Below are 24,587 nucleotides of genomic sequence, written 5' to 3'. Positions count from 1 at the left end.
CTCCTTGCAAAGAGTCCGGGTAGTATGTCACACCTGAGCCGCGCGGGACAACAGAAACGGCCCGAGCGCCGCCTCCAGCTCCGCGCGGCGGGTGGCGAGCATTTCGGGCGTCGCGGCCTCGATGATCAGCCGCAGGTAGGGCTCGGTGTTGGAGGGCCGAACGCTGATCCACCACGCGGGGAACTCCAGGCGCAGCCCGTCGAAGTCATAGACCGTGGTTGGCGGGCCGTGCGACTCGGCGGCGGCGCGCACGGCGCGGATGGCGTCGTCTTTCCGCTCGACGCGGAAGTTGACCTCGCCGGTCGTGGCGTAACGCCGGATGGGGGCGATGAGGTCGCTGAAGGTTTCGCCGCAACGGCGGGCCGCCGCCAACTGGCCCAGGACGATGAGCGCGGCCAGCTCGCCCGAGTCGCACCAGCAGAAATCGCGAAAGTAGTAGTGGCCCGCCAGTTCGCCGCCGCATACCGCGCCACAGGCGCGCAGCAGGACCTTGGCGAAGGCGTGGCCCACTTTGCCGATCACCGGCTCGGCGCCGTCGGCGCAAAGCGCCTCGATCACGCCGCGCGAGGTGCGGATGTCGTGGATCACCCGCGCCCCGGGCTCGGCGCGGAGAAAACGGCGCGCGATGATCGGAATCAGCAGGTCGGGCTGGATGAATGCGCCCGTTTCGTCGATAAACATCACCCGGTCGGCGTCGCCGTCAAAAATCACGCCCGCGTCGCAGTGGCGCGCCCTCACCACGGCCATGAGGGCCGCGCAGTTCTCGATCTCCAGCGGATTGGGCGCATGGTGAGGGAACCGGCCGTCGGGAGTGTCGTTCAGATAGACCGTCCCGTCGCCGAACAGCTCATGGACCAGCAGGGACGCCATGCCGTCGGAGCAATCGATCGCGAGCCGCAGCCCCGAAAGGTCGGGCAGCCAGGTCCGCAGGAAGGCAAGAAATGCGGCGGTGCGGTCGATCAGGCGGTACGCGCCAAGCTGCGCGGCCGGCGGCGGGAGACCGGCCGCTCCAATCCGGCGCTCCAGCTCGCACAGGCCGGTGGCATAGCCCACCGGGACAGCCTCACGCCGAGAGATTTTGAGACCGTTATAGTCCGCCGGATTGTGAGACGCGGTGATCTGCACCGAGGCGTCGTAACCGTCGATGGCTGTGAAATAATAGACCATCGGCGTGGTGCTGAGCCCCAAATCATCGACGGCGCATCCCGCCTCGGTGAGGCCGCGGACGAGGGCGTCGCGCATGGCGGGCGACGACAGCCGCGCGTCCCGCCCGACCAACACCCGACGCGCGCCCAGCAGCTCCGGCAGACAGCGTCCGATCCGGTAGACCGTTTCTGCGTCAAAGTCGGTGCCGTAGACCCCGCGGATGTCGTAGGCCTTGAAAGCGCTCATGGTACGCCCTCAGTCCAGGAACAGCAGGATGCCGCCCGATCCGTCGCGTCCCTGAAGCGTCTGGAGCAGCGTTTCCGCGCGGCTGGCGCTGTTGGTGTCGGCCCTCAACGCCCGGACCAGCTCCTGCCGCCGGTGAGCGGCAACGGCCTCGCGTTTCTCGCGCAGATGCTCCTGCTGCGAGGCCAGCCAGATGCCGCCCATCACATAGCCGAGGAGTATGCAGCAGGCGCCGATCAAGAACACCGTGCCCATCCGGATCTTAACGACCCGTTCGCTGGCCTGCCGCCAGCCATCCTCCAGCTTCCACCGTTCGCGCTCGGTCACCAGCTTCTCGCGCTCCAGCGCCATTCGCTCACGCTCGAGCTGGATTTTCTCCCGTTCGAGCTGCAGATCCACCCGCGTGATCGGTTCGCCCGTCTCATCCACTTCGATAACCGCTCCCGGATCCTGCATACGTCAGCCCTTTGAGGAGGTGTGTGCTCCGGTTCCTGATTCCCTTGGGCACATGTAATCACAAACCGTCACGCGGGGCAAGTCCAGAAACAAGCATTGCGAATCCACAGTGTTGGAAGTGGACAAGCGCTGCAAAATCTGTTTAAGTACGGGCGCTCGAATGAGCGCATGACGCCGCTCACGTGATGAAAGGATCAGCCATGGACCAAGCCATCCAAGTAAAACTCGAAGAACTCCGCGGCCTGTTGCAGGCCGATGGGGGCGATCTGGAACTCGTATCGATCGCGGGCAAGACCGTTACCCTCAAGCTGCGCGGCGCCTGCGGCTGCTGCCCCCACGCCGCCGCCACGCTCAAGCACGGCATTGAACGGGCGCTCCGCGAGTCGGTCGATCCCGAGATCACCGTCGTTCGCGCCTTGTAGCCCTCAAACACCGGCTTGCCGACGGGCCCGGCCACGCCTTCGACCGATGGGTCCAGACGGTCGGCGCGTGACGTCGGTTGAGCCCATTCAGATTCACCGATTCAAATTCACATTGACGGGTGGCCGTTTTTTTGTCATTATCCGCGCAATGTTCGCACCCGTGGTGAAATTGGCAGACACGTAAGATTCAGGTTCTTATGCCGAGAGGCGTGGGGGTTCAAGTCCCTCCGGGTGCACCAGCTTCAAAAAGGCCATTCTCATGGCCTTTCTTCCCCGGCAACAGGGGGGTGGCTATCAAAAGAGCAGGTCTTTGATTTCGAACGCAGTCATGTCCCCAAGCGCGGGTTCGGGAGTCTCGGTGATGCGTTCGACTTCGGCAAAGGTCGGACCCCGGTGGCACCAGTCGCTGAGGGCTTTGAGAGCGGCGGGGGAACCCTCCGCGACGATCTCCACGCTGTCGTCAGGAAGGTTGCGCACCCAGCCGGACAACCCCAGCGCACGCGCCTGGCGGCAGCAGGTGAAGCGAAACCCCACCCCCTGCACCCGGCCAAATACGTGTAGATGAAGCCTTTTCACGCGTATTCCCCTGACCCATTCTCGCCCATACGATATTCGCGAATAGCAGATGAGTCAACAGGAAATACGGAAGGTCAGAATGGGGTCAGAATTGCGCTTGCCAGCCGACGGCGGGGATGCTATAGTACGGGTTTCATGGAGGAGCAATGGCAGTCAAAATCAGACTTCGCAGGACAGGTTGCAACAACTGTGTGTCGTATCGCGTCGTGGCGGCGGACGGGCGTTCGCCGCGCGACGGGAAGTTCCTTGAGATGCTGGGGTGGTATGACCCCAAGCTCGAGGGAGAGAACTACAAGCTGGATCAGGAACGCATTGACTATTGGCGGAGCCAGGGCGCCCAGATGAGCGAAACCGTCGCCAATCTGGTGCGTCGCGGCAAACGCGCCGCCGTTCAGGCTTGAACGCCCCGGCGGGCGGGGATCGGACCCCCATGGCAACCCCCCTGCGCATTGATGTGATCACCGTGTTCCCAGGCATGCTGGCCGGCTTCTTCGCGGAAAGCATGATCAAGCGGGCGGTGAATTTCAAGGCGGTGGAACTGCGGACCATTGACCTGCGGGACTATTCGCAGGATGTGCGCCGGACGGTGGATGACCGGCCATACGGCGGGGGGCCCGGGATGATTCTGAAGCCCGAGCCCGTGATGAAGGCGGTGGATGCGGTGCGGACTCCGGCCTCGCGGGTGATCCTGATGTCCCCCTCGGGACGCCGGTTCGATCAGGGCGAGGCGCGGCGGCTGGCGCACGAAACGCACCTGGTGTTCATCTGCGGCCACTATGAGGGGGTGGATGAGCGGGTGCGCGAGGCGTGCGTGACGGATGAGCTGTCGATCGGCGATTATGTGCTGACGAACGGCGCGCTGCCGGCGGCGGTGGTGATTGACGCGGTGGTGCGGCTGCTGCCCGGCGTGCTGGGCGGCGGACCTCAGGCGACGCAGGACGAGTCCTTCACGGAGAATCGGCTCGAACATCCGCAGTACACCCGCCCGCCTGAATACCGGGGGCTGCGGGTGCCGGATGTGCTGCTGAGCGGCGACCATGGCACGATCGCAGCTTGGCGGCGGCGTGAGGCGCTTGAACGGACGGCGGCGCGCAGGCCGGATTTACTGGCCGCGCGGCCGGCGACAACGAACGGATAAAAACGGATTTGCAGAACGAGGAGAAACACGATGATTGCGAACGCGATTGACACGATCAACAAAGAGTCCATGAAGCAGGATCCGCTGTCGTATAAAATCGGCGACAGCGTGCGCGTACACGTTAAGATCAAAGAAGGAGACAAGGAACGCGTGCAGGTCTTCGCTGGAACGGTGATCGCTTGCGACGGCGGCAAGGCCGCCACGGCGACGTTCACGGTGCGCCGCATCTCCTTTGGCGTCGGCGTCGAGAAGGTCTTTCCCGTGAACTCGCCTTTTATCGAAAAGATCGAGATCGAGCGTTCGTCCAAGATCCGCCGGGCGAAGCTCTATTATCTGCGCGAATTGACCGGCAAAAAGGCCCGCCTGCGCCAGGCGTGAGCCGGACAGCGTGATCGCGACAGGCCGGGTATGCTCCGCATTCCCATTGATTTGCTGGCCGAGGAACGGGTTTGGTGGCGGAGGTTTCCCGACCAGGTGCTCGCCGGCGTGGACGAGGCCGGCCGGGGGCCGCTGGCGGGCCCGGTCGTGGCGGGCGCCGTGACGATGGCGCCGCTTACGGCCGAACGCGCCTATGCGGGACCGCTCGCCGGTCTGACGGATAGCAAACAGCTCACCCCCGCCCGTCGCGCCGCATTCTACGACCTCCTGACGTGCGCTCCCGACATCCAAATCGGCGTCGGCTGGTGCAGCCCTGCCGAGATCGACGACCTCAACATCTTGGGCGCGACCCACTTGGCGATGCGCCGCGCCGTGGCGGCGCTGCCGCTGCTGGCCGGCCACGTGTTGGTCGATGGCCTGCCGGTTTCGGGACTTCCCTGCCCATCCACCGCGATTGTCAGGGGCGATGCCAAAAGCTTTCTCATCGCCGCCGCCAGCGTGGTCGCCAAGGTGCTGCGTGACCGGCATATGGAAGAATTGGCGGCGCGTTATCCGGCGTACGGGTTTGACTCGAACAAGGGGTATGGCGTGCGCGACCATATCGCGGCGCTCTTCCGCCACGGTCCCTGTCCCCAGCACCGTCGGAGCTTCCGCCCCGTCCAGGATGCGCTGCAGTTTCTGCCCGGACTGAAGGCGTGAGCGCTGCGCCTCCCGCCTCCCGGATCACCGGCCGCCCCAGCCGAGTTTGCGGTTCATCACGGAGCAGGGGTTGTAACCGGGGAGATGGAGGAGGGTCACGCCGCGCGGGCTGCGCCGCAGTTCGACCCGGTCGCCGAAGGCGAGCGGGATGTCGTCCTGACCGTCCACCGAGACCACCGGAGCGGCGGCGGAGGCCCGCGCCAGGCGGATCGCCACGGTCGTCGAGTCGGGCACCACCAGCGGCCGGAAGGAGAGGGAGTGGGGGCAAATCACGGCGATCTCCAGCGCGGGTGTCGCGGGGAGGAGGATCGGCCCGCCCGTCGCCAGCGCATAGGCAGTGCTGCCCGTGGGCGTGGAGACCACGAGGCCGTCGCAGGCCGTCGTCATCACCGCTTCGCCGTCGAGTTCCAGATCGAGCCAGATCAGCCGGCCCGCCGCGCCGCGGCTGATCACGACTTCATTGAGGGCATCTGCCAGCTCCTCCCCGTCCCGGCCCGTCCGAGCAATCCGGCCGGCGAGGGTCGAGCGCCGATCACGGGTGACGGCATCGTGTCGCAGGGCACGAACCGCCTCGCCGAACTGGGCGTCGCCGACACAGGTGAGATAGCCGAGCGACCCGATGTTCAGTCCCATGAGCGGCAGATCCTGGCCTTGAAACTGGCGAGCGGCCTCGAGCACCGTGCCATCCCCGCCCAGAACGAGCACCGCTTCGACGCGCGTCTGGAAGTCCGCGAGCGGGCACAGCGGCACCGCGCCGGCGACGACGGCGGCCCGGCTGTCGGCCAGCAGTTCCAGCCCGGCCGCAGCGGCCTCGGCTGCGACCAGACGCACGGCTTCTGCGGCATGCGCCTTGCGACAATTGACCATCACGCCGACCCGTTTCATGCGTTCGCCTCCCGTTGTTTTCTTCCCGGTGTCCGCCAATAGGCCATAACCCCCACATTGCCCTCGGGGCCGAGCAGCGGCGACGTCTCGACCCCCAGCCATTCCAGTCCGATCACGCCCGTACCGAAGGCGCGAATCGCGGCCACGACCGCCTCGCGCACCGTCGGGTCGCGTACGACGCCTTTGGGGGCTTGGCCGCGCCCGGCCTCGAACTGCGGCTTGATCAGCGAGATCAGCCCGCTGCCCGGCGCCAGCGCGGCGGCCAGCGGCGGCAGGATCAGCCGCAGCGAGATGAACGAGACATCGGTCACACCGAACTGCGGCACAAACGGGAGATGCGCCGGCGTGAGATAACGCGCGTTCAACCCCTCGATCACGGTGACCCGCGGATCCTGCCGCAGCCGTCCGTGCAACTGCGCCCGTCCCACGTCCACCGCCACGACCCGCGCCGCGCCATGCTGCAGGAGACAGTCGGTGAAGCCGCCCGTGGAGGCGCCGACGTCCACGCAGTCGAGTCCCGCGACGGTGATCGGGAAGGCGGCGAAGGCGCCCTCGAGCTTATCGCCGCCGCGGCTGACAAAGCGCGGCTGCGCGGTCCGCTCGATCACGGCATCGTCATCGAAGGTGTGCCCCGCCTTGGCGGCGACCTGACCGTTGACCCGCACGGCGCCCGCGAGGATGAGCCGCTGCGCCTGTTCGCGGCTCGCGGCGAGGCCGCGCGCCACGACGATGGCGTCGAGCCGGTTCTTCTTCACGCCTTGCATCACGCCCCGCCTCACTCCTCGATGCCGACCACGTCTCCGTCAAAGAGCTCCATCGCCCGCTTGACCGCCGGATCGTCGAAAACCTGCTGCCGCCGCGCCGCCGGATTCCGCTCGGGCGCCGCCGGGGCGGCGGGCGGCGGCTCGGCGCTCCGGATCGCGTTCAGTCGCTTGATCACGTCCTCCAGGGTGACGGTTGTACTGGCGCGCGCGCAGCGGATCAGGGCGGTCTCGAGCAGGGTGCGTACGTTCAGCGCATGGCGCAGTCGGCCTTCGGTTTCGGCGAGCATCTCGGCCACCCTCAACACGCGCGCCGGGTCGGACGTCTCGGCTTGCAGGGCCAGCGTGTGAATCTGCTCCGGGGTGGCGTCGAGGCTCCCCGCATCGGCGCCGACATGCTGGAACACGAGGAGGTTGCGGAAATGGTCGAGCAACTCGGCGACGAGCCGCCGCAGGTCCTTGCCGGCGCTATCGAACAGGGCGACCAGCCGGAGGATGTCGGCCAGGCCGCCGGTGAGGATGTGGCCGGCGAGCGTTTCGAGCGACCGGCGCGATACGAGGCCGAAAACGGCGAGGACGTCGTCCTCCGTGAGCGTATCGCCCTTGAATGAGATCAACTGGTCCAGGGCGGACTGGGCGTCGCGCATGCCGCCGTCCGCACCGCGGGCCACGGCCAGCAGGGCGTCGTCGGTGATCGCCACATGCTCCTGTTCGCAGATCATGCGCAACCGTTCGACGATGAGCGCGGTGTGGATGCGGCGCAGGTCGAAGCGCTGGCAGCGCGAGATGATCGTCGGCGGGATCTTGTCGCCCTCGGTGGTGGCGAAGATGAACTTGACGTGCGGCGGCGGCTCCTCGAGCGTCTTGAGCAGCGCGTTGAACGCGGAGGCCGACAGCATGTGAACTTCGTCGATGATGATGATGCGGAAGCGGCCCCTGGCGGGGGCGAACTGCACCTGATCGCGCAGGTCGCGCACCTGATCGACCCCGTTGTTCGACGCGCCGTCGATTTCCAGCACGTCAAACGAATTTCCCGTCGCGATCTCGCGGCACAGGTCACAGACGCCGCACGGAGTGATGGTGGGCCTGTCCGACGCCAGGCAGTTGAGCGCTTTGGCGAAAATGCGCGAGAGGGTGGTCTTGCCGATGCCGCGGGGCCCCACGAACAGATACGCATGCGCCACGCGGTTGCTCTCGATCGCGTTCTTCAGCGTCCGGGTCACATGCGACTGCCCCACCACATCGTCAAACTGCGCGGGACGCCACTTTCGGGCCAGCACTTCGTACGCCATTGATTCTTACTCCTGATCATCGACCGACGGGCTGGCTTCGCCTTCGGGGAGTTTGCGATAGAGGGTGGCGAGGCTGATCTTGAGGGCTTTGGCCGCTTTCTCCTTGTTGCCGTTGGACTTGGAAAGAATCTGTTCGAGGTATTCCTTCTCCTTCTCACGCAGGAAGGCGCGGAGCGATTGGTTGCGGTAACAATCGCTGGCGGCTTCCACCTCGGATGCGGCGATGGCCGGGGTGGGGTTGCTCGCGGCCGAGGAGACGATCCGCGGCGGCAGGAGGTCTTGGGTGATCTCGTCGCCATCGGCAAACGTGACGGCGTGGCGGATGGCGTTCTCGAGTTCTCGGACATTGCCCGGCCACACATGCCGGATCAGAATGTCGGCCGCCTCCCGGGAGAGGCGGTGTTCGCCGCGGCCCCGGATGGTCTCGCAGGAGAGGAAATGCCGCGCGAGCGGGAGGATGTCCGCGATCCGCTCGCGAAGCGGAGGGAGGTCAATGGTGATGACGGCGATGCGGTAGTACAGATCCTGCCGGAAGGCGTTTTTCTTGACCTTCTCCTCGAGTTTCGCGTTTGAGGCGGCGAGCACCCGCACGTCGACTTTCATGGATGCGGTGGCGCCGACACGCCGGATCTCCTGCTCCTGCAGGACGCGGAGGAGCTTGCCCTGCAGCGCCAACGGCAGGGACGTGACCTCATCCAGAAAGAGGGTGCCGCCGTTTGCGGCCTCGAAGAGCCCCATCTTATCGGTGGTCGCGCCGGTGAATGAGCCGCGGATGTGGCCGAACATTTCCGACTCCATCAGATTCTCGGGGATGGCGGCGCAGTTGACGGCAATGAATGGCTTGTCTTTGCGCAGGCTGTTCTCGTGTAGCGCGCGCGCGATGACCTCTTTGCCGGTGCCGCTTTCTCCCTCGATCAGGACGGTGGCGTCGGTGGGGGCCACGCGCCTCACCACCTCACAGGCTTTCTTCATCGGATCGCTTTCCGCGATGACATGTTCGAACCGGGTTTGCTCGGCGGTGATCGGCACCTGCGCCTGATTGCCGACGACGCTTTTGTACGCGATGGCGCGACGGATCACCGTGAGGAAGTCGTCGATCTTGAAGGGCTTGGTGAGATAATCAAAGGCCCCCAGACGCATGGCCTCGATGGCGCTCTCAACCGTGCCGTACGCCGTCAGCATGACAAAAGGGATATCCGGGTTCGCGACGCACACTTTGCGGAACAACTCCATGCCATCCATGGGCGACATGCGGATATCGGAAACGATGCAGTCAAACGTCTGCTCGGTGAGGGCTTTCAGCGCTTGCGTGCCGTCCCGCGCCGAGACGGACTCGATCGCGTTCGTTTTGAGCAGGCTGCTGAGCAACGTCAGAATCCGCGGTTCGTCGTCAACTATCAAGACCGAAGGCATATCGGCTCCGTATGTGTATTTTTCAAGCAGGAAAAGTCACAAAGACACAAGACATCATGATCACGACTCCACCGTTTTTCGGGATTGAGGATATCGCGACTGGGTGAGAATTGCAAGCATAGGAAAAAGAGGCGAGCCTGCGGTCGAGGGAAAGCGATTGCAAGGGGTGTCGGTTTTAGGTTGAATCCGTCCGCCGCTTGTGATAATTTTCTGACGTTTTTTTACGAGAGCATGCCCATTATGACTATTCTTCAACCAGTTCGTGCGGCCTTGACCGGGTGTGGGGCGCTGTGCGCTGCACTTGCGCTGGCTGTGTCCGCAGCCGCCCAGAACGGAACGCACCCCGAAGTCGTCCAAGCGCTGGCGGTGTTTGATGCCGAGTGCGCCAAGATCCAAAGCCAGCACGAGGAAATGGTGGCCGCTCCGCCGCGTAATTACACGAACCAGCTCGCGGTGGTCAGACGCAGGTTGCAGGACGCCGGTGATCTGGAAGGCATTCTGGCCATCAGGGATGAGACGGATCGGTTCATCAAGGCCATCACGGGCGACGCCGATCCGTTTGAACTGGTTCCCGAGATGCCCGAATCCGCGCTGGTCAAAACGCCTGCGGTGCTCCGCCAGTTGCAGGACGCCTATCTGAAGAGCCGAGTGGACCAGGCCGAACTTCGAAACAAGCAGCTTGCCGATCTCACCGCGCGGCTCACCGCACGGCTCGATGCGATCATCAAAGATCTGACGATCCGCAACCGCATCTCCGATGCGGTGCTCGTCAAAAAGGAGGCCGATTACTGGCGCAAGATGCTGGCCGAGAATCAGCTGTTCGTCGCGATCGAAAGCCGCGCGCTTGAACGGTTGGGACGGGTGCCGCCCATGCAGGGCGGTCCGGCTGAGGAAACATCCGGCGCGCGGGCCGAAGCCCCCTGGCGCACGTGGACGCTCGATAAAGTCGCCAGCTACGCTCAGGAGGGATCGCTTTTTGACCATCCCGACCTGCCCGACGAACTGTCGCTCACGTTTGACAAGGAACTCGGCCAGATCCGAGCCGATGGGGTGCGCGTGGTCGCCCAGCGGTCCGTCGATATGCGTGATCTCGTGTGGATGGGCAAGGCGATTCGCTGGTTGGTCCCGTCGGCCAAACAGTTGGAGGCGACGTTCCAGATCACCTCCAAGGCTCTGGCACCCAGCAGGGACACCGGTCCTGCCGTGCAGATCATCGTTCAATGCGGCAAGGCACGCCCGCAGGTGTTCACCCAGTCCATCCTGTACCGCGACATGACCATCCAAATCGTTTGTGATGCCGCGACCGGTATGCGCCGGATCTTCTGGGTGCAGGGCCAGACCGGCACACCGCTCACGATCCCCGCCGATGCACAGAGTATCCGGGTGCTTCTCACCGTCACCGGCAGCCGTCCCGGCGAACGATGTGACAGCACAATCACCATGCGCTAAAGTGACAGGCCCGCAGGAGGATCATAAGCCGGATTCTGTTGGATACCTTGCGGCGTCCACCCGACCATTCGACTATGCGACCAACCCGGAGTCTTCCGGCCGAAGCCGGGCGGCGCGGGCAGCGCCTGAAACTCCCTATTTGGTCTTGCTCCGGATGGGGTTTGCCTGGCGACGGCGCTTACGCAACCGCCCGGTGGTCTCTTACACCGCCTTTTCACCCTTACCGACGGCCGAAGCCGTCGGCGGTATGTCTCTGTGGCACTTTCCATCGGCGCCGATATGGCAGCGCCTTCCCCGCGTTAACCACGGGGCATCCCGCCCTCTGGAGTCCGGACTTTCCTCCCGTGCAGCGGTCTCCCGCGCGCGGGCGGTCGGTCACCTCCTGCGAACCTGTCAGAGTCAATCGGCCGAATACAAAATCCTCCCGCACGTTTGGCAGGACACAATGCCCGCGTTACGCCGAACGAGATGCGCCATTTGCGGGGGCTGAGTCAGATGGCAGCCGCCGCAGACCGTGCCGCCCTCAAGCGGGACGAGCACCGGCCAGCGCTTCGGCAGCAGACGGGTGTAGGCCAGCAGCGCCTGTTGCGATGTCACCGCCTTCAAAGCGTCGGTCCGTTCGGCCAGACACCGGCTCAACTCCGTCTGCCCGTCGGCCATGCGCCGGTCCAGCTCCTGCAGATAACGGTTCACGATCTCCGTCTCGTCGCTGAGTTTCGCCTGTGCCTCCGCCACACGGGCCGCAGCCGGCGTGACCTCATCCATCAGGGCGATTTGCCGCGCCTCGCACTGCTCAACCTCCTCCATCGCCCGCGTGATTTCGTGGGTCATGGCTTGGAAATCCCGGTTGGTCTTCAGCGCTTGCTGCTGCTGTCGCAGTTTCTCCAGCCGCTCCTTGCGGTTGGTCACCTCGCCCTCGGCGGCGTTTAGGGTGAGCTGCGTAATCTTCAGATTGGACTGGGCGGCTGCGAGGACGCCCAGCGCCCCCTTCAGACGGGACTTCTCCTGCTCTTTGCGCTCGGGCAGATCTTGAATCTCCTGCTGCAAAGCCCGAATGCGCCCATCAATCTCCTGCAATGCCAGCAATGGCTCCATGACGGTCACGATCCCACATCCTTCCCTAACGCGGACTCAAAAGAACAAAAGACGGAAAACGAACGAGACCGCAAGCCTACCGAATCCGGGCGCCGCTTGTCAACCTGGAATTCAGAGTCTGCAAAGGTCCTTGCACAAAGAGCCCGAAAATGAAACAATGTCCCGCATGAATCGTTAAGGAGATGCGATGAAGAAACTATCGTCCACGCGGCAACTGGAGCGGTCCAGCGGCTTGCTCTTGGCATTCGGAGCACTTGCGTTGGCCACGGCTCCCGCTGTCGGCCAAGCAGGCTTTGCCGACGCTCGGTTTCAAGGCACAGGCAAGGCTGACCCCATCCGGATCAGCAGTGTGATCAGCAAGCCGACGGGCGAAAAAGGCTCCGGCATGATCGCTTTCGACATCGCCTGGGACCACTCGTGGCGAGCGGTGTGGGACGAACCGGATGCGAGGCTTGGCGGCAAAGGTCCGGCAAAATTTGAAAACTGGGACGCAGCCTGGGTGTTCGTCAAGTTTCACAAGCCTGGCGCTGACGGGTGGTCGCACGCGACGCTCTCGACGAACGCCGCCCATCATGGTGTTCCTGCGGGTGCCAGGTTGGATGTTGGCACGACCGACGACGGCCAGCGTGGCCTCGGGGTCTTTGTTTATCGTGATGCGCCCGGCAGCGGGCCGAACAACTGGAAAGGCGTCACCCTGCGCTGGTTGCACGGCGCGGATGGAGTCACCAGCCTCGACAAGGTGACCGTGGCTGCGGCGGGCAAGGCCCGCCCGCAGGAGGTCAAGGGGGGGCGCGGCCCCAGTTTCGGCGGGGGTGTCACGGCGGGAGATCCCGATCTCGAGAAGGCGTTGAATGTCGCGCTAGCTGGGACGGCGACGAAACAGAGCGCCAGCGATGGGATTGAGATCGCGCTTTTCGCCATTCCGATGGTCTATGTTCCGGAGGGGGCCTTCTGGGTGGGCGACGGTGTGGTCGCAACCAACGATGAGAGCCAACTCGTGGCGGAGTTAGATGCGCCCGAGGACGACGAAATGAGCGCGTCGGAACCTGCACCGAAAGCCGACCCGTCGGCCAAGAAGAAGGAGCCTCCCGCGAAAGAGAATTTGTCGGCTAGCGGGTACCCCAAAAAACAGTTACCCATTGTTGCCGCCCAGTTATCGGCCGGCAACGGAACCGAACCGTTCCGAATCGAAAGCGAAGCCGCGCTCACGCTGGGCGGAGCGAATCCAAAGTATCTTGGCAACCGCGACGGCATTCGCGGGGCTGACGACTTTAGCAGCATTCTGGGACGGCAACTCCCGTCCGGGTTTCCCAAGGGATTTGCCGCTTTCTACTGCATGAGATATGAAATCTCGCAGGGCGAATTCACGGCCTTTCTCAACACACTGAGCAGCAAACAGCAAGCGGCCGTGATGGGGGCCATGGGCTCTGGCCATCACGGGATCAAGGTCGCCGTTGCCGGAACCCCGGCGCTTTACGACACGGACGCGCCCTACCTGGCCTGCGACGGATTCAGTTATCTGGATGGCGCACGGTATGCCGCCTGGGCGGGGCTGCGTCCTATGACGGAACTGGAATATGAGAAGGCCTGCCGCGGACCGCTCAAGCCCGTGCCCGGCGAATATGCCTGGGGTACGGACAAGCTTGCCGGGTCGAATGCGCCCCTGCCACCTCAAGACGGATATGCCGTGGTTGACCCTTATACGCCCAATGAAAGGGTTGTCTGGGAAGGCGCCAACGGCCCCGACGCGGAACGCGGCAATGCCGCCTGGGCAGGGACGACCATGCGCAGCGTGCACAACGGAAAAGAAGTTTCCCATGCCATCAACGAGATCAATCGGCCGCTACGGTGCGGAATTTTTGCCACGCCGGACAGTGATCGGGTCCGAGCGGGTGCCTCCTACTGGGGAATCATGGAGTTAACGGGAAACCTGTTTGAGCCAACGGTTACGATCGGCAATCCACTGGGGCGTCAATTCCCGGGCACGCATGGTGACGGCATCCCGATCACGCATTCAGCCTGGCGTCTTCGGGAGACGAGTTTTCTGCTTCGCGGATGTGGTGTTTTCGGCTGGTGGTCCCCACCAACCTGTTTGCGCGTATCGGATCGTGGATCACTGAAAGACAAATCATTCATGGGCTTTCGATGTGTGCGCACTGCCAGGCCAAGCACCCCCGCCGAGAGCCGTGACGAATTCAAGCGCCTGGTGCAGACGTTGTTCCATCAAGCGCTCCGCATCGACAATGTGGCGGTTGAGCGAGGCGATGCCAAAACAACGACGGTCCGATTCGACATTACCTGGGACGAATCGTGGCGGAACGCGACCAATCATGACGCCGCCTGGGTGTTCTTCAAGGCACGCAGTGAAGGCGCGACGAACTGGCATCACGTCAGGCTGGCCGCCGATCAGGTTTTGAATCCCGCAGGCTACGGCCAGGAGACGGGAACCAAGCTGGAATTCGTTGTGCCCGACGGCCCGGACGGTTTCACCGGTGTGTTTCTGCGCCGCACCGCGCCGGGCACGGGGCCACTATCGGCGAAGGGCGTCACGGTCGTGTGCGATGCGCAGGCACCGAACACCGCTATTCAACCCTTCGGCATCGAAATGGTCTATGTGGCGGAGGGATCGTTCTATCTGGGATCGGGCGGGACAGAGCCTAATCGGTTCTACCAATATACCGACGGCAGCCAGAACACACGGCCGTATCAAGTTATGGACAGCGGAGCCATCCCGACCGGTCCGCAGGAAGGTCGGCTCTGGGCCTTGGGCGTCACGCCGGACGCGACAGATGCGGGCGAAATTCCGGCTGCGTTCCCCACTGGCTACGAGGCTTTCTACTGCATGAAATTCCCGCTCAAACAAGGCCAGTTCGCCGGATTTCTCGAAATGCAGTCCGAGGTTCAGTCGGATGCACATGCCTTCCACGGGGGAGATTGGCCTGTCTGCCTTAAATACTCTCCCTCCAAAGGGGTGGGGTTGACTTGGTGGCAGGGCGCGGCGTTCGGGGCTTGGGCGGGATTGCGGCCGATGTCGGAACTGGAATATGAGAAAGCCTGTCGCGGCCCAGGCCAACCCAACCCGGATGAGGTCGGTCCGGGATATTGGGGCATTCGGCTGCTGAACCTCGGTGGACCATTCCAGCAGACGGTTTCGGTGGGCGATGCCATCGGACGCCGCTTCGCGGGTACGCACGGGCGAGGTGTGACGAAGGCGCCGGCCGACTGGCCTCCGCCGGAAGGGAATGGAATCATGCTGCGCGGCGCCTGCTTCGGCAATCAAGCCTCTCAGGCGCGCACATCCTACCGCTCCAAAACCTCGACGAGCCGCGCGATACTCGATCAAGCCGTCTCACTTCCGAGCAATGACTTCGAAGGCTGGCGTGGTGCGCGTACGGCGCCGGCCTTGGCGCCCACGGCAGCAAAGAAAGAGAAAGAACCGCTCAGCAACAGCCAGCTTGAGCTGGATCCACTGCCCGATCTGCGCAACGCCGACATCATCGTTTTCTATCTCGCCGGACAGTTCCGCAATGCCGAAAGCAAGGCGCTGAAGGTCGAACTGGCGTCGCCGCTGCCCGACGCGTGTTTCCCGGAAGGACCCGCATCGCGCGCTTTCACAGCCGCGCCTGATAGCAGTACGTCGTTCCGGATACTGACCGTGCTGACGCGCCAGACCGCGCGATCGATCCGCAAGGTTCAGATGGTGTCTTGCCGGATCCAGACGCCCGATGGCAACGTGCTGGCCGAGCAGAGGGTTCGGCTGCCATTGCCAGATCCCCTGTTGACACCGGCGCCGCCTGTTGTCGGTGTGATCACCGGTGGCGCGGTGCCGCTGTTGATCACCAATGCCACCGACCGCGCTCACCCCGCGACCATCGAGATCCAACCGCCGCAAGGTATGGTGATGTCCGAGACGAATCGGCGCATCGATATCCCGCCTGGCGGCTTGGCCAGCACAACCTTGACCGTACCAGGCCAGGCGGTCTCCCCGGGTGTCTATTCGATCCGCTATCAGGTTACTGTCGGCAGTGGCGCTCCCCAGGCTGGCGACACGGCCGCAGAGCTTCGGGCTCAATCGCGGTGGTGGGTCGGGCGACGCCAACTTCCGAAGAAAGGTCCGTCGATGGATGTGAACGATGAATCACAGACGCCGGGGGGTGGAGACGATCTGGACGCATTGTTGGGCAATTCCGGAATGAAGAAGCCCGAGAAAAAATCCGCATCCGATGATCCGGCCTGGGCGGCGGCACCGGCCGACGTGTTCCAGTCCGGCAAACTGCCCGAGCGTTGGGAGCAGGTCATAAATGGCGCCAGCCTGTGGCTTGGGAAGCTCAACCCGTTGCCGGATGCGAATACGATTGTCCTCGCCGCGACGCGCATCACAGCGCCCGCTGACCGTGATGCGGTCATTCAAGTGGGGAGCGAAACCGTCGGATGGACCTGGCTGGACAACAAGGTGCTGGCGAGTAAAGACTTTGGCATGCCGCCTGGATCGAAGCCCTTTGTCGGACGTGTCTGGGTCAACGGCGATGTCGTGTACGATACGCATCTCGAAGCGCAGGAACGCCGAAAGTCCTCCGACTTCGTTCAGGGGAAGACCTTCCGCCTGCGCAAGGGCGGAAACACGATGCTGGTTCAATGTCGCGCGAATGGGGACAAGCCCGAAAATCTGGCGAACGTCTTTGTTCTGTTTCGCGATGCCAAGGATGGCAAACTTATGGATGATTTGGTGTTGGATGTGACCAAGCCGGAGTAACCAGCAGAGGGTTACTGGCGGAGAAAGGAAAAAAGTTATGAATCTATTGCCTGGCAAACGTTTGTTCGTTGCCTATGCCCGGATCGCTTGCGCGCTGCTGGCCTCCAAACTGGCCTTTCCGGTCTCGCCTGTGCACGCAGAGGGACACTTTGACCCGGAAGTGCGATTCACGAACCTGACGGTTGTTGCGCGTGACGCCAAGACCGCAACGATTCGTTTCGACATTACCTGGGATGGCTCCTGGCGCCACGAGGTCAACCACGACGCGGCGTGGGTCTTTTTCAAGGTTCGGGCCAATGATCCCCAGGCGGAATGGCGCCACGTCCGCCTGGCTGCCGACCGGGTGCTGAACCCAAAAGGCTATGGTCAGGCGACACCCCCGTCTGCCCAGCCGAGTAATGACGGTTTCCTGCCGTGGTATCTTCTGGGACGGGCGGATTTCGGCAAGTCGGGCGACATGGAGCGCAGTCTCGACTTCTTTGCGCGTGAGCGCGTTGAGACACAGTTGGAGTTTCTTGTGCCGCGTGGCAATGATCCCTCGACGGGGCTCGGGGCAGGCGGGTTCACGGGTCTGTTTCTGCGGCGGGCAAAGAACGGTGCAGGTCGGGCCGAGGCCCGAGGCGTTACGGCGATTCTGGACCTGACGAGCATCCCGGATATCCCTGATATTCAGCGGGCGCAGATCCGGGCGTTTGGCCTCGAAATGGTCTACGTGGCTGAAGGGCCGTTCTACCTGGGCACCGGCGGCACAGAGACAGGTGTGTTCTACGCCTATACGGAGGATGGCTTGAGTAATCCACCGTACCGCGTGAAGAGCGCTGACGCGATCCCGACCGGACGTCAGCCGGGCAAGCTCTGGGCGCAGAGCGTCCAACCGGAGGACGGCGGCGAGATTCCTGCCGCTTTCCCCAACGGTTATCGGGCCTTTTACTGTATGAAGCAGCACCTCACGCCCCGGCGCTATGCCGAGTTCCTGGAAACGTTGACTCCGGCACAGGCGGATGCCCGCTGGAGTCCGGAGATCAAGAGCATCGAGCGTTCGGGTGTGTCCCCGAATTATGTGTACACGTGGCACGCGGGTGGCGCTCGGAATGGGGCGGGTTTACGACGGCTCCTCTGGGCGGACATGGCGGCGTACATGGCTTGGGCGGGGCTGCGCCCGATGACGGAACTGGAAATGGAGAAGATTGTGCGGGGGCCCCGCCCTCCCATTCCGGAAGAAGCCGGCCCATCCTATTGGGGTGTCTCTGCCTTCCAAGTCTGGCTTTGGGAAGCGGGCAAAGGCTGGGACACGATGAGCGAATGCGTGGTGACAGTCGGCAATGCGACGGGACGCAAGTTCAAAGGCTCTCATGGCCTTGGATCGGTGGCCCTGCCGGCGGATTGGCCACAGGACGATGGAATCGGATCAGGCATGCGATGTACGACCTATCCGGAATGGAATCGCGCGCGCGTGTCCGACCGTTTCAATGCCGTACGGGTGGACAAGGAGCGGGTCGACTTTCGCAAGTTCCGCGCCGTGCGCACGGCTCCCTGAAGGAAGGCGAAGAATCCTTTAGCGTAGTCCCTTACGAATTGAATCAATCGAATTGAGGGAAGGATTTGGAGCGAAAAGAATATTGAACAGAAGGCCGCAAAGCCACGAAGGGGGGATGGTTCGGTCAGATCCGTCCGACACAGGGAAAGGATGAGAGAGATGAATGATCCAACGGGGGGCAGGAGTCCAATCGCACGCGGGGTAGTGAGACTGACGACGGGGTTGGTGTTGTGGCTGGGCGCATCGTGCCTCGCGGCCGACGACGATGCCGCCGCTCGGTTCAAGGGCGCGCCGACCTATGACCTGGCGGTCACGAACGTGAAATGGGAGGCCGCGACGAAGGACTACAGTTATGTGACGTTTGACCTGTCGTGGTCATGGTCCTGGCGGGCAAAGTGGGTCGAGCCAGCCGCAACGAGTTGCACGGGCAAGGATATCGAAGTCGAGAACTGGGATGCCGCCTGGGTGTTTCTGAAGTTCCTGCCCAATAAGGATTCCAAGGAGAGCATCGAACGGAACCACTGGCAACATGCGTCTCTTGACACCGATGGCTCACATCACGTGATGCCCGCCGGGGCGACCAACACCGTCGGCGTGACGATCGGGGGGGACCGCGGACTCGGGGTCTATATTCACCGCGCTGCGATCGGGCATGGCGCGAACAACTTCAAGGGTGTAAAACTGCGGTGGTTGCACGGAACCGACAAAGTGGACCCGACCCAGGCCGCGATCAAGGCGCATGTGGTGGCGATGATCTATGTGCCCGAAGGGCCGTTCCGAGTCGGATGCGGCGCCGATCCGGGCTTTCCTCCATTTACGGACGGACCAACAGTGCCCGTTGCTAAATCGGCTGATGGATATCCGCTCGGAAATCTGACCGATGGCGCATGGCGCGGAGGCCCGACGATTCCGTTCTTGGTCGATGCCGAGTGGAACAAACCTGTGGCCGACGGAACCCGCGCGCGGCGATTGGGCCCGGTCGCCGGCCAACTCTGGGGCACACTTACTTACGCGGAACGAATGGCCGGCGGCACGTCCATCGGAACGCCCGGCACGCTGAACGACGAATATCCAACCGGCTACGAGGGTTTCTATTGTATGAAATACCCGACGACACAGGGTCAGTACGCCGATTTTCTGAATTCGCTTCCGCCCGATGTCGCCGCCACCCGCGCCTTCATCAGCGGCGACAGCTGGGACCCCGAGGGCGGTATGGGCGACATGGAAGAGATCACGATGCCAGGGATCGCCGGTCACTCGTCTTTTGTTGTGCGGGAACTGGATGGATTCACGATCCATTCTTCGGCGGAAGCGCCGGCCACCGCTCCGAAGTTGGAGACCATGGCCGGGAAGCCGGACGCGTCCGAGACGATGGACGGTGATCATGCGTTTCTAGCCGATGCGATGGCGGATCCCCGTTCGAAGTATGTCAAGCCGCCGGTGTACACCGCCCGTCTGCCGTTCCGCCGCTGCAGTTATCTCTCCACGGCAGACTACTTCTCGTACGCGGTTTGGGCGGGGTTGCGGCCGATGACGGAGCTGGAGTTCGAAAAGGCGTGTCGCGGCCCGGCCCGCGCCGTGGTCCGGGAATTGACCTGGGGTGAGGTGAGCGACAACAAGGCCCTCACCAAAAAATGGAAGAAGGGCAACAAAGTGCTCGATCTCGGCATGCCTACCGAACGGTATGATGGCGGGCTGATTCTGGACGAAGGCCAAGCAACCCGCGTGGGGAATATGCTGACCGCCGACAGTGACCGGCAATCTGCCGGTGCGACTTATTGGGGACTCCCGGACTTCGCGGAAATACAAGCCTTTCGGATCGGCAGTCTCGCGGGGCGTGCGTTTCGCGGTACGCCGGGTGACGGCCGAACGCCGGCCGGCAAGCCCGGTGCCCCGCCGAAACGAATCAAAAACGCCCCCGCCTTTGAAACGGCTCCGAAAGAGTGGGGTGAGCCAACGCATACGGGAATGAGGGGGGCTCTGATCTCGGAACGGACCTGGATTGGGGGCGAACACATGGGCGGCACTCGACACGCGCGCAACGCCATTCGCCTGGTGGGTCCGTCCGGCCCGCGGCGTCGTTCCGGCGGCGGGGGCTCGCCGAAGCCAGGCCCCGTTGCGACAGCGGCGCCTGTCGCGGTTACGCATGCGGATTCCGTCAAGGTTACGAATATCAAAGTGACGGCCGGTGCGGAGCCCTTCCGCACGATCACGTTCGACCTCGCATGGGACAACTCCTGGCGCGCGGCATGGGAGGAGCCGGCCGACAAAAACGTGACGGGGAAGCCGCTCAAAATCGAAAGCTGGGACGCCGCCTGGGTTTTCGTCAAGTTCCTGCCCCCTGGGGCGAGCGCGTTCTCGCACGCCACGCTCGACACGGATGCCACGCACCACGCGGTTCCGGCGGATGCCGCCCTGCAAGTCGGCGCGAGTGACGATGGCGCGCGCGGCATGGGGGTTTTCATCTCTCGGAAAACCGTCGGACGGGGGGCGAATGCGTTCAAGAACATTGCCGTTCGTTGGTTACACACTGCCGATGGCGTCACCGATCCCGCCACGATCAAGCCCGAGGTTTATGCCGTCGAGATGGTTTACGTGCCAGAAGGGCCGTTCCAGTCAAAAAGCGTTTTTGGTGGGCCGTTGACGCTGATCAACACGGCGGACGCCACACGGGAGGGCGGGTATTTGGGCGCGACCAACAGCGCGCCGGAGAGGGCGACGTGGCCGAATGGCTACCGCGCCTTTTACGTCATGAAGAACCCGATCAGCCAGGGACAGTACGTGGCGCTGCTCAATACCGCGAATCCCGGTGAGAAGCCCTATGCCTATAACCATGGACGGTACACCGCGCTGTGCAATGGGAACGTCTGGCGCTACGGACTCGACCTCACCGACATCAACGGCTACACCATTACGCGCACGGAGGACGGGGTGTTTGTCGCGAAGCAACCGGAACGTCCCTGCAACTTTCTGTCCTGGCCTGATATCATTTCCTATACGGCCTGGGCGGGGTTGCGTCCGCCGACGTGCCTGGAATATGAAAAGGCGTGTCGCGGGCCACGGGCGGTGGCGCGAGAAGCGGATGCCTGGACGGGCGCGGTATGCGGCCCTGCGGTCGGGCTCGGGACCGATCCCAGCCTGGCGAAGACGTTCGGGAACTATGGCGCCTCCTACTGGGGCATTCCGGATCTGAGCCTGAGTGGCTGTGTGCAGGAATGGCCCGCTTTGATTCGGAGTTATGGCGGTCCCGCCAAGGCGTTTGCGGGAACCCATGGAAAGGGGATCGCCACGGTGCCGGACGACTGGCCCTGGTCGGCCATGGGCGACAGCGTCTCCATGGGGCAGTGGCAGGGACCGTCCATTATCGGGATCTGGGTCCAGCCGGAGCAGATGTACGAGGTGCTCGGTAAGTTTAATCGTATTGACTGTGACCGCACCGGCCGTTTTGGCGCGCGCGCCGCGCGCACCGCGCCGCAGTGAGGATGGCTTGGGTCGTCGCGGTCCATCTTCGGTTGGCGGCTGGCGTGACGTGGATGCCCCTCATGCTTGAAGGGCATGCCCGGCATGCGTGACCTCGTTTCGTGGCGAGCGTGCGAAGGCTGGACGGCTTGAAAAAACGCGCCGATCAGCCGGGTGTGCGTGTCCCTGAACCCACGGCCCGCAGGCTGCGCAAACAAGGCAGTTCCTTGCCCGTGACGCGCCAGGTAAAGGGTCCGAGTTTCTCGTTTCGTCCGTTGACGATCAGCCGTTCCACGGGCGCATAAACCACGAAGCGGATCTTCAGCGGCTTCCAGGCAGCGGTTGCCCCCGAAGTGTCGGCGTAGAGCGTTGTTCCCTGCATGCGTGCCGTGAGGGTTATCGTACTGCGAACACCCTTCGTGTACGCGAACGATTCGCCGTCGTCGGCACCGTAACAGAATGTGGCGCTTTGCCCGTCCCGCAGGAAGCAGTGCATGTCAATCTGGTCCATCGCGATGCGGTGAGTCGTCGGCGCTTCCGGCAGCATCGGCACCAGCGCGCCGCCACGCGCGTACATCAGCGTCTGGAACTGCCCCATTTCGACGCGGACTCGGGCCGGGCCTGTCAGCCATTCGCCGGTGCGCAAGTCGTACCAGTCGCCCGCTGGCAGGATCACATCGCGTGAACAGGCGTGTGGGTTGCTGTGGGTGAGGGGTGCCTGCATGAGGGCAGGCCCCACCATAAACTGGTCGTTAATGCGGTCGAGCGGCATGTCGCTGGAGTCCTTAAAATCATAAAAAAGAGGACGCCAGACCGCGTCGCCCGTTTGTTCCTGGTTTATCCAGAGATTGTACAGGTACGGCATCAGGCGGTAGCGCAGGCGGATGAGGTGGGCGATCATCTCGCGAACCGGTTTCGTGAAGGTCCAGGGCTCTTGCGCACGATCGCTCTTGCAGCAATGATTGCGCAACACCGGGAACAGGAACCCGAGCTGGTACCAGCGCAGGGCCAGCCATTCGTCTGCCGCGCCCACAAAGCCGGGCACGTCAGGCCCGCACATCGGCACGCCGGATAGCGCCAGGTTGAGCACGCAGGGGATCGACGCCGTCAGGTAGGCATCGTTGGACATGTTGTCGCCAGTCCAGAGCGCGGTATAGCGTTGTGAACCGATAAACCCCGAGCGACACAGCAAGAAGGGGCGTCGATCCGGATGGGCCGCCAGGAAGCCTTCGCGCGAGGCCTTTGCCATGCCTGTGGCGTACTGGTTGTGAAACGCCGCGTGGGGCAGTTGGCCTTTGTCGAACCGCATCGGGTCGAGCTCGGCCGCGCCCACGGAGGGATCGTTCATGTCGAGCCAGGCACCGTCCAGTCCGTTTGCTGCAAACTTCCGCACCTCGCGGGCCCACCAGTTGCGCCCTGCATGCGTTGAAAAATCGGGAAAAAGCGTCGTTCCGGGCCACACAAAGCCCTGGTAAGGGGTCCCTTCCGGGGTCAGGCACAAGGCGTCAGCTTTCCGTCCGCGCTCGGCCACGCCATAGCCAGTTTCGTCTTTCACGCCGGGGTCCAGGATCGGCACCACGCGCTGGCCATCGGCCTGAAGCGCGGCGAGATCCTTGACGGGATCGGGGAAGTGGGTGCTGTTCCACGAAAAGACGCGGTACCCGTCCATGTAGTCAATATCCAGCCACAATCCGCTGTTCGGAATATCATGCAGCGCCATCTGCTTTTTAATATAGGCAAGATCTTGCGCGCTTTCGTAGCCCCAGCGGCATTGATGATGCCCCAAAGCCCAGAGTGGCGGCAGGGGTGTCGTTCCGACCAGGAACTGGTAGCGGCGGGTCAATTCGGCCAGCGACCCGGCGGTTAGAAACCAGACTTCCGGCATGCCGTCGTCGGAGCCCAGATAGAATCGTCTCGGCCTTGTGGTTCCAGCCGTTGAAATGCTTTCCTCGAATGAACCGCCTGCGCAGGCAAATACGGCAAAGGGATTGTTGACGAGTATGCCGACCCACCCTCGCGCCGTCCGGATGGCCAGGTACGGGATGGAGACATAAGGCGGATCGGTCCTCGCGCGTTGGAGATCCTCCCACGCAAAATCGCTCATGACATCGGTGTTCCAGAACTTGGTCCGCAGGCCGGTCTTTTCCAGATCAGGCGATACTTTCTCGCCAAAGCCATAGAACCGAAGGACATCGTCATACTCGAATTGCATCATCCAGGCCTGGCCGCAAATGCCGAATGAACCCGACTCCAGGCCGACAAGAACCTCGGCGCCATCAGCATCCGACAACGTGAAGCGCGCGGCCTTGGAAAAAGCCGCCTTGCATGCGCCGGAGGCCGGTACGGCGACGGCCTTTTCCGGCGCAAGCTCCGCCTGGCTCAAATTGGTGCCCCAACGCGTGTCGGAAACCTGCAACCGGAAAATGTTGCCGCCAAAGTCCTGCACATTCGCCCGAAGTTTCGTTTTCCCTGCGCCCAACCGGCCAGCGGTGAACGAGTCAGCGAACACAAAATTGCCCGGATGATGGAGTTTCTTAAAGTACACGGCTTCTCTCCGTTTATTCCGTGGTCCACTCCGTGATACGCAATCGCTTCTCATACGGCGTGATCACGCGCCCGCTGTGAACCGGGCTGAAAGCGCACGTTTGGAAGTGAGACGTTAGCAGAACCGGAAAGGATGCGTCAAGCAAGAACGACCGCCCCATTACCGTGTCTTGACATTGCCCATCGCCTCCAGAACCGGAAGCTCCGTTAGAGGATCCCTCCACCGGCAGCCACTAGCCTGGTGAAGGAATAGGCTCGGCCAGCGTGATCGTTTTGCCCTGGGGCCAGTGGTGATTAGACTCTTCCTGCTGGTTGGATTGCTTGCGAAACGCAACACGGCC

General features: G+C 63.2%; 18 protein-coding genes, 1 tRNA gene and 1 other RNA gene. 10 read left to right on the top strand and 10 right to left on the bottom strand.

Annotation, left to right across the window (positions count from 1 at the left end; genetic code table 11):
• Nucleotides 1-27: 27 nt before the first annotated feature.
• Entirely contained in the window at nucleotides 28-1,392 is a 1,365-nt protein-coding gene (locus tag FJ222_00915; protein MBM4162999.1) for a phosphomannomutase/phosphoglucomutase, read from the bottom strand.
• Nucleotides 1,393-1,401: 9 nt separating this feature from the next.
• On the bottom strand, nucleotides 1,402-1,845 hold the full coding sequence (locus tag FJ222_00910) for a hypothetical protein (GenBank protein ID MBM4162998.1): 444 nt from the start codon (nucleotides 1,843-1,845) through the stop codon (nucleotides 1,402-1,404).
• A 185-nt stretch (nucleotides 1,846-2,030) separates the two neighbouring features.
• Between FJ222_00910 and FJ222_00905 the strand changes: the two genes are divergently transcribed.
• Together FJ222_00905 and FJ222_00900 are read left to right on the top strand one after the other, a co-directional pair.
• The gene (locus tag FJ222_00905; GenBank protein ID MBM4162997.1) at nucleotides 2,031-2,267 is read left to right on the top strand and encodes a NifU family protein; all 237 of its coding nucleotides are present in this window, start codon (nucleotides 2,031-2,033) and stop codon (nucleotides 2,265-2,267) included.
• A gap of 154 nt (nucleotides 2,268-2,421) precedes the next feature.
• Nucleotides 2,422-2,506, top strand: a tRNA-Leu gene (locus tag FJ222_00900).
• 55 nt (nucleotides 2,507-2,561) lie between these two features.
• On the opposite strand, the gene FJ222_00895 is transcribed toward FJ222_00900, so the two are convergent.
• Entirely contained in the window at nucleotides 2,562-2,849 is a 288-nt protein-coding gene (locus tag FJ222_00895; GenBank protein MBM4162996.1) for an acylphosphatase, read from the bottom strand.
• Nucleotides 2,850-2,989: 140 nt separating this feature from the next.
• Here FJ222_00895 and rpsP point away from each other — a divergent pair, with 140 nt between their 5' ends.
• The 4 genes from rpsP to FJ222_00875 are packed head-to-tail and all read left to right on the top strand — an operon-like array spanning nucleotide 2,990 to nucleotide 5,058.
• Nucleotides 2,990-3,244: a 30S ribosomal protein S16 gene (gene rpsP, locus FJ222_00890; protein MBM4162995.1), complete on the top strand. Its 255-nt coding sequence runs from the start codon at nucleotides 2,990-2,992 to the stop codon at nucleotides 3,242-3,244.
• Nucleotides 3,245-3,285: 41 nt separating this feature from the next.
• Nucleotides 3,286-3,981 (top strand): tRNA (guanosine(37)-N1)-methyltransferase TrmD, encoded by a 696-nt coding sequence (gene trmD / locus FJ222_00885; GenBank protein MBM4162994.1) that lies wholly within the window; start codon nucleotides 3,286-3,288, stop codon nucleotides 3,979-3,981.
• A gap of 30 nt (nucleotides 3,982-4,011) precedes the next feature.
• The gene (locus FJ222_00880) at nucleotides 4,012-4,359 is read left to right on the top strand and encodes a 50S ribosomal protein L19 (GenBank protein ID MBM4162993.1); all 348 of its coding nucleotides are present in this window, start codon (nucleotides 4,012-4,014) and stop codon (nucleotides 4,357-4,359) included.
• 30 nt (nucleotides 4,360-4,389) lie between these two features.
• Nucleotides 4,390-5,058: a ribonuclease HII gene (locus tag FJ222_00875; protein ID MBM4162992.1), complete on the top strand. Its 669-nt coding sequence runs from the start codon at nucleotides 4,390-4,392 to the stop codon at nucleotides 5,056-5,058.
• Between the two features lie 24 nt (nucleotides 5,059-5,082).
• Here the strand turns inward: FJ222_00875 and FJ222_00870 are convergent, their stop codons facing one another.
• Genes FJ222_00870 through FJ222_00855 form a run of 4 tightly spaced genes read right to left on the bottom strand, consistent with a single transcriptional unit; the run spans nucleotide 5,083 to nucleotide 9,409 of the window.
• On the bottom strand, nucleotides 5,083-6,045 hold the full coding sequence (locus FJ222_00870) for an NAD(+)/NADH kinase (GenBank protein MBM4162991.1): 963 nt from the start codon (nucleotides 6,043-6,045) through the stop codon (nucleotides 5,083-5,085).
• Nucleotides 5,940-6,707: a TlyA family RNA methyltransferase gene (locus FJ222_00865; GenBank protein MBM4162990.1), complete on the bottom strand. Its 768-nt coding sequence runs from the start codon at nucleotides 6,705-6,707 to the stop codon at nucleotides 5,940-5,942. Before FJ222_00865 ends, FJ222_00870 begins: the two co-directional genes overlap by 106 nt.
• A gap of 11 nt (nucleotides 6,708-6,718) precedes the next feature.
• Nucleotides 6,719-7,996, bottom strand: coding sequence for a DNA polymerase III subunit gamma/tau (gene dnaX, locus FJ222_00860; GenBank protein ID MBM4162989.1), 1,278 nt, complete (start codon nucleotides 7,994-7,996; stop codon nucleotides 6,719-6,721).
• 6 nt (nucleotides 7,997-8,002) lie between these two features.
• Nucleotides 8,003-9,409 carry a sigma-54-dependent Fis family transcriptional regulator gene (locus FJ222_00855; protein ID MBM4162988.1) on the bottom strand — a complete coding sequence of 469 codons (1,407 nt, stop codon included), beginning with the start codon at nucleotides 9,407-9,409 and terminating at the stop codon, nucleotides 8,003-8,005.
• A 240-nt stretch (nucleotides 9,410-9,649) separates the two neighbouring features.
• On the opposite strand from FJ222_00855, the gene FJ222_00850 reads away from it, so the two are divergent.
• On the top strand, nucleotides 9,650-10,858 hold the full coding sequence (locus FJ222_00850) for a hypothetical protein (GenBank protein MBM4162987.1): 1,209 nt from the start codon (nucleotides 9,650-9,652) through the stop codon (nucleotides 10,856-10,858).
• A gap of 8 nt (nucleotides 10,859-10,866) precedes the next feature.
• Here the strand turns inward: FJ222_00850 and rnpB are convergent.
• Nucleotides 10,867-11,244: RNase P RNA component class A (rnpB, locus tag FJ222_00845), an RNA gene on the bottom strand.
• Between the two features lie 13 nt (nucleotides 11,245-11,257).
• The gene (locus FJ222_00840) at nucleotides 11,258-11,962 is read right to left on the bottom strand and encodes a hypothetical protein (GenBank protein ID MBM4162986.1); all 705 of its coding nucleotides are present in this window, start codon (nucleotides 11,960-11,962) and stop codon (nucleotides 11,258-11,260) included.
• A 178-nt stretch (nucleotides 11,963-12,140) separates the two neighbouring features.
• Between FJ222_00840 and FJ222_00835 the strand changes: the two genes are divergently transcribed.
• From FJ222_00835 to FJ222_00825, 3 genes are all read left to right on the top strand, one after another.
• On the top strand, nucleotides 12,141-16,706 hold the full coding sequence (locus tag FJ222_00835) for a hypothetical protein (protein MBM4162985.1): 4,566 nt from the start codon (nucleotides 12,141-12,143) through the stop codon (nucleotides 16,704-16,706).
• 37 nt (nucleotides 16,707-16,743) lie between these two features.
• Entirely contained in the window at nucleotides 16,744-18,243 is a 1,500-nt protein-coding gene (locus FJ222_00830) for a hypothetical protein (GenBank protein MBM4162984.1), read from the top strand.
• A 150-nt stretch (nucleotides 18,244-18,393) separates the two neighbouring features.
• Entirely contained in the window at nucleotides 18,394-21,723 is a 3,330-nt protein-coding gene (locus tag FJ222_00825; GenBank protein ID MBM4162983.1) for a hypothetical protein, read from the top strand.
• A 145-nt stretch (nucleotides 21,724-21,868) separates the two neighbouring features.
• Here FJ222_00825 and FJ222_00820 read toward each other — a convergent pair whose 3' ends face one another.
• On the bottom strand, nucleotides 21,869-24,301 hold the full coding sequence (locus FJ222_00820) for a hypothetical protein (protein ID MBM4162982.1): 2,433 nt from the start codon (nucleotides 24,299-24,301) through the stop codon (nucleotides 21,869-21,871).
• Nucleotides 24,302-24,587: the final 286 nt, after the last annotated feature.

This window comes from Lentisphaerota bacterium, assembly GCA_016873675.1.
Taxonomy (GTDB): domain Bacteria; phylum Verrucomicrobiota; class Kiritimatiellia; order RFP12; family JAAYNR01; genus VGWG01.
Note: the sequence above shows the minus strand (reverse complement) of the source record. Positions and strands in the feature narration are given on the sequence as shown.

What these genes read in the sequence shown, in the direction of transcription:
- FJ222_00830 (MBM4162984.1), top strand. Translation starts at nt 16,744, where the DNA reads ATGAATCTATTGCCTGGCAAACGTTTGTTCGTTGCCTATGCCCGGATC.
- FJ222_00850 (MBM4162987.1), top strand. Translation starts at nt 9,650, where the DNA reads ATGACTATTCTTCAACCAGTTCGTGCGGCCTTGACCGGGTGTGGGGCG.
- FJ222_00905 (MBM4162997.1), top strand. Translation starts at nt 2,031, where the DNA reads ATGAAAGGATCAGCCATGGACCAAGCCATCCAAGTAAAACTCGAAGAA.
- FJ222_00865 (MBM4162990.1), bottom strand. Translation starts at nt 6,707, where the DNA reads ATGCAAGGCGTGAAGAAGAACCGGCTCGACGCCATCGTCGTGGCGCGC.
- FJ222_00880 (MBM4162993.1), top strand. Translation starts at nt 4,012, where the DNA reads ATGATTGCGAACGCGATTGACACGATCAACAAAGAGTCCATGAAGCAG.
- FJ222_00875 (MBM4162992.1), top strand. Translation starts at nt 4,390, where the DNA reads ATGCTCCGCATTCCCATTGATTTGCTGGCCGAGGAACGGGTTTGGTGG.
- FJ222_00855 (MBM4162988.1), bottom strand. Translation starts at nt 9,409, where the DNA reads ATGCCTTCGGTCTTGATAGTTGACGACGAACCGCGGATTCTGACGTTG.
- rpsP (MBM4162995.1), top strand. Translation starts at nt 2,990, where the DNA reads ATGGCAGTCAAAATCAGACTTCGCAGGACAGGTTGCAACAACTGTGTG.
- FJ222_00825 (MBM4162983.1), top strand. Translation starts at nt 18,394, where the DNA reads ATGAGAGAGATGAATGATCCAACGGGGGGCAGGAGTCCAATCGCACGC.
- FJ222_00835 (MBM4162985.1), top strand. Translation starts at nt 12,141, where the DNA reads ATGAAGAAACTATCGTCCACGCGGCAACTGGAGCGGTCCAGCGGCTTG.
- FJ222_00820 (MBM4162982.1), bottom strand. Translation starts at nt 24,301, where the DNA reads ATGAGAAGCGATTGCGTATCACGGAGTGGACCACGGAATAAACGGAGA.
- dnaX (MBM4162989.1), bottom strand. Translation starts at nt 7,996, where the DNA reads ATGGCGTACGAAGTGCTGGCCCGAAAGTGGCGTCCCGCGCAGTTTGAC.
- FJ222_00915 (MBM4162999.1), bottom strand. Translation starts at nt 1,392, where the DNA reads ATGAGCGCTTTCAAGGCCTACGACATCCGCGGGGTCTACGGCACCGAC.
- FJ222_00870 (MBM4162991.1), bottom strand. Translation starts at nt 6,045, where the DNA reads ATGGCTGGGGGTCGAGACGTCGCCGCTGCTCGGCCCCGAGGGCAATGT.
- FJ222_00910 (MBM4162998.1), bottom strand. Translation starts at nt 1,845, where the DNA reads ATGCAGGATCCGGGAGCGGTTATCGAAGTGGATGAGACGGGCGAACCG.